General features: G+C 35.0%; 4 protein-coding genes and 3 pseudogenes. 5 read left to right on the top strand and 2 right to left on the bottom strand.

The window, feature by feature from the left end:
- Nucleotides 1-60: 60 nt before the first annotated feature.
- Nucleotides 61-369: pseudogene (locus F6K22_RS33535) on the top strand (type IV pili twitching motility protein PilT); the annotation flags it as partial.
- Between the two features lie 387 nt (nucleotides 370-756).
- Nucleotides 757-1,485, top strand: a complete 729-nt coding sequence (locus tag F6K22_RS33530; protein ID WP_375340217.1) for a circadian clock KaiB family protein — start codon at nucleotides 757-759, stop codon at nucleotides 1,483-1,485.
- A gap of 188 nt (nucleotides 1,486-1,673) precedes the next feature.
- On the opposite strand, the pseudogene tnpA reads toward F6K22_RS33530, so the two are convergent.
- Nucleotides 1,674-1,998: pseudogene (tnpA, locus tag F6K22_RS33525) on the bottom strand (IS200/IS605 family transposase); the annotation flags it as partial.
- Between the two features lie 23 nt (nucleotides 1,999-2,021).
- Between tnpA and F6K22_RS33520 the strand changes: the two are divergent.
- The 3 genes from F6K22_RS33520 to F6K22_RS33510 all read left to right on the top strand — a co-directional run bounded on the left by F6K22_RS33520 (nucleotide 2,022) and on the right by F6K22_RS33510 (nucleotide 4,163).
- On the top strand, nucleotides 2,022-3,143 hold the full coding sequence (locus F6K22_RS33520; RefSeq protein ID WP_293108325.1) for an amidohydrolase family protein: 1,122 nt from the start codon (nucleotides 2,022-2,024) through the stop codon (nucleotides 3,141-3,143).
- Nucleotides 3,144-3,428: 285 nt separating this feature from the next.
- Nucleotides 3,429-3,674: a pentapeptide repeat-containing protein gene (locus F6K22_RS33515; protein ID WP_293108322.1), complete on the top strand. Its 246-nt coding sequence runs from the start codon at nucleotides 3,429-3,431 to the stop codon at nucleotides 3,672-3,674.
- 249 nt (nucleotides 3,675-3,923) lie between these two features.
- Complete coding sequence (locus F6K22_RS33510; protein ID WP_293108319.1) at nucleotides 3,924-4,163, top strand: hypothetical protein; 240 nt, start codon at nucleotides 3,924-3,926, stop codon at nucleotides 4,161-4,163.
- Nucleotides 4,164-4,261: 98 nt separating this feature from the next.
- Here the strand turns inward: F6K22_RS33510 and F6K22_RS43225 are convergent.
- A pseudogene (locus tag F6K22_RS43225) lies at nucleotides 4,262-4,351 on the bottom strand (transposase); the annotation flags it as partial.

Here is a 4,351-nt window from a genome sequence, read left to right as displayed (position 1 = left end):
TGTACTCGAGGTTGAAGAAAACGAAGAAGTTATATTAGAAGTTGAAGAGACTGAAGAAGAGCAGTTAAATTGGCTCTTTCTGAAATTCTGGTAGCGGTTATTGCTCAGTTATTGTGCAAGACTACTGATGGTAAGCGAGCAGCTTTTCATGACATTTTGATTAATACTGATGTAATCAAGGAATATATTCTCAAAGACCAGTATGAAGATATTAATCAAATCATGCTTAAAGATACTTATGAGGGTATGACTACTATGAACAGGTCTTTGTATGAACTTTACCAAGAAGGTAGAATCACTGAAGAAATAGCAATAGATCAGTCACCTTCCCCGAACGAAATGGCTCAAATGTTACGGGGCAGAATTTAAAAAGATTATTAAATTTTCAATTTCAAGTTTTCCAGATCGACTAAAGTGGAAATTAACAATAGAAACTAAATAATTAGGAAAAATTGGACACGCTCTAGCTCACAGTAGATAGATAAAGTGTGACAACTGTTAAGCTCTTGCTTAAATTATACAAACCTATCCCAAACTCAAGGTAATTAAATTAAATTGAAGCCTTAAAGTCCTGTACAGAATATGAAGCTCGTCTACAAAGGTAAAACTTGGGTTGCAGTAAATTTGGGTAAGTTCAACAGATATCTTACACTAGGCTAGCTTCAGTCTCATACTCAAAAGTTTGCAGTCGATCTTAAATTTATTTTCTTGAAGCCAACTACCCCAGAATTCCCCCAGTTATTCAAAGGTATAGCCTTGTTTACACCAGGGGGAGATTTAATTTATTGTATAGACCCAAGCAAAAAAAATAGATGGCATCTACACCTATGTGTAGAGCTACAAGAAATATTGGGACTATCTGAACCACCCCATTTCTTAATACCTGGATACACTGCAACTATTGATAAATGGCTAGACCCTCACACTCAGCAAGTCCAAGTTTTTGCCGAAGCTTATGCGCCAGTCTTAAGATACCAAGCATTGCTTAATGCAATTTTTCATACTGGTGAGACGATTTGGCAATCAGCTCCATGGTCAGAGGAATTTTGTAATCCAATGGTAATTGCTACTTATTATGACCGGTTTCCTCAACTCTGGGAAAATCATGACCTTGTTGTGTGTCTCGATCGACAAGAGTTTAATCTGGATTCTATCCCAGAGGAAATCTCAACCTCAACTATTGATTCACAACCAGAAGTGGAAGGCTATGTTCTCCGCTTATTTGTATCCGGTAAAAGTTTTGCTACTCAGCGGACTCTTCAGAGTCTCCACCAAATATTAGAAAAATCTCTTTCTCTTCCTTATACTTTAAAAGTAATAGATGTTTTTCAACATCCGGAACAGGCTGAAGTAGATTTAATTACTGCTACTCCTACTTTGATTAGAGTTTGGCCTCTACCTGTCCGTAGAATTGTTGGGGAATTTGATGATGTGGAAACAATTCTCAAGTTGTTAGAAACTACCAATCGAGATTCTAAAATTTAGATTTTTTGCCATCTTAATGTTTAATAATTAATATAGGATAAGTAAAAAATATTTAGGGTTTGCTGAAAAAGTTTTTTGGTAGGGCTAGGAGTCAGGAGGATATGGGAATTTTAACTCCCTCGGCGGGAAGTCCCGCGCTCTCGGTCAGGGGAGCGTCGTATGGGAAAGCCGGGCGCCCGTGTGTGTGGTTAGTCCTGATTTTCTATGTATTTTTTTAGCACTGAAACACTTATACCACCACAGCTAGCAATAAAGTATGATTCACTCCAAAAAACAGCCTTGTAAAAAACTCGGTTGATCTGTTTGGAAAACTCCGCTCTAAGTCTCCTACTGCTTACAGATTTCAGATTCGTAATAAATTTAGGCAATTCTAACTGTCGGTAGTATTGGAATAGCAAGTGTACATGGTCGGGTTCACCATTAAACTCTATTAGTTTGCAGTCCCCTGATCGTGCATAGATTGTCTACTATTTCTCCTAATCGTTTGAGCATCTCCTGATTGATTACTTTTTTCTATATTTTAGTTAACAAGACTAATGGAACTTTGGGATATTGCTGCTATTGACCAACACGCTCATAACTTGTTGCAACCACAAGCGATCGCTGGTTATCCTTATGTTGCTGCTTTTTCTGAAGCTCATCATCCCGATATTATTAATTATCATGCCCGTCACACCCTATTTTATCGTCGAAGTTTAAGGGATATGGCAGACCTATTAAAATGTGAACCGCAAGAGTCAGAAATATTAGCCAAACGAGATAATTTAGGGTTAGAAAATTTAACCAAAACTTGTTTTAATGCTGCCAACCTTGACACAATTTTGTTAGATGATGGTTTTCTCCCAGAGGAAATTTTACCTTGGCAATGGCATCAACAATTTGTAGCTGTAAAACGACTATTAAGAATAGAAAATCTCGCCCAAAATCTCATTCCTCAAGTAAATAGTTTTGCCGAATTTTGGGAAATATTTAGAGCCGAAATAGATCCCCCACCGCCAGAAGTAGTCGGTTTTAAAAGTATTGCAGCTTATCGTACAGGTTTAGAGATTCAACCTGTAAATATAGAATTAGCAAAATCTCAATTTAATACTATTAAAAAAATAACAGGAGAAAAAACACCACGTCTGAGCGATAAATCTTTAATTGACTTTTTAGTAATCCAGACATTGGAAGTAGCTGCAAAACATAAAATACCGATACAATTTCACACAGGAATTGGCGATCCAGATTTAGATTTACGTTTATCCAATCCTCTACATTTACGATTTTTATTAGAAGATAATCGCTTTCGTAATGCTGCCATTGTTTTATTACACGCTTCCTATCCTTATACTCGTGAAGCTGGTTATTTAGCATCAGTTTATCCGAATGTTTATATAGATTTTGGGCTAGCGATACCTTCCTTAAGTGTGGCTGGAATGAGATGTGTAGTTAGAGAATTAATGGAGTTAGCTCCTATTAGTAAATTGATGTATTCTTCCGATGCTCATTTGATTCCTGATTTGTATTATTTAGGTGCTAAGTGGGGGCGAAAAATTTTGGGAGAAGTGTTAGATGAATCAGTGAAAGATGGAGATTTAACTGTTAAGGAAGCTGAAGAAATAGCTGTGGCTATTTTGCATGGAAATGCGAGTCAGATTTATAAGTTAGATACTTAGGGAAAGTATATTTTGGGCAAAATTAGTTTTTGACAAATTATTTATAAATAATGATTTATGAAATATTTAAGAACAATTAATATCAATCAAAATCCTTTTATATTCTGACTCCTGTAGGTGTGTTAACGATAATTATGTGTAAGCTAAATACTATTTCCCTAGGGCAAATCTCTGCTTTTTCCTAAAGGAATGATCCGCAAACATTTTCCGGAGGAAAACGCTGCGCGACATGAAACACCCATGAATCCTGACTCCTAATTACTACTAAAATATTACAACTGAAATATGATTGCTATAGTTATGGATAAACAAAAATTTCTCAAACTATATAGGACAGGAAAAAGAGTATTTGATGGAGTAGTATTACAAGGTTTAGACTTAAGTGGAACTAATTTAGAGAGAACTATATTGAATAAAGTTGACCTAAGTAATACCAATTTACAAAATGCGCAATTAGAGTCGGCTGAGTTTAATTATCTTGATTTGACTAATGCAAATTTGAGTGGTGCTAATTTAGATTATACCAAGTGAAATGGTTCTAACTTAACGAACGCAAATCTAACTAATGCTAGGTTAACTTCTATTATTTTCGATGAGATTCTTGAAGTTTTTTCTGATGGATTATCTAAATACTTAAAATATCTTGGTTTACCTCATGAAGATATTTTGGTAGAAGTTAAACAACGTCAAAGAGCCATTTTAAATATACAATAAATTATTCCTGATTTATCTTCAAAACAAAAGGCATCTGCATTTTATCTCTCAAAATTTATATCTGCTTTGATTATTGGTTTATTTGATGCAGCACTTAATTATCTTTGGGATGAAACAATTAAAAATCTTCGTAGAAAAGTAGCAATTTTTGATATTGATTATTTTTATGATACCGCTATCAAAGACACAAAAAAAAGAACTAAATTTAAAGATGAACAAGACTTAGTTAAATTAGATGATTGGGAATTAGTAGCAGGCTGTGAAGAAACAGGCATTATTACTCAACTTGGTTATAAACATTTATAGCACTACGCAAAAACGTTAGGACAGTTTTGGAAGGCTGCATCTACACATTCTCGGACTGTCCTAAACTTAGGTAACATTTGTTTCATCCAAGTTTTTCAAACTGACCACCAGTTTTCAATCTTGTTGAAATCAGGGGAATAAGCAGGTAAATACCAGATTTCACATCCAGCATCTTCAACAACTTCTCT

This window comes from Okeania sp. SIO2F4, assembly GCF_010672385.1.
In the GTDB taxonomy this organism is placed as follows: Bacteria; Cyanobacteriota; Cyanobacteriia; order Cyanobacteriales; family Microcoleaceae; genus Trichodesmium.
Note: the sequence above shows the minus strand (reverse complement) of the source record. Positions and strands in the feature narration are given on the sequence as shown.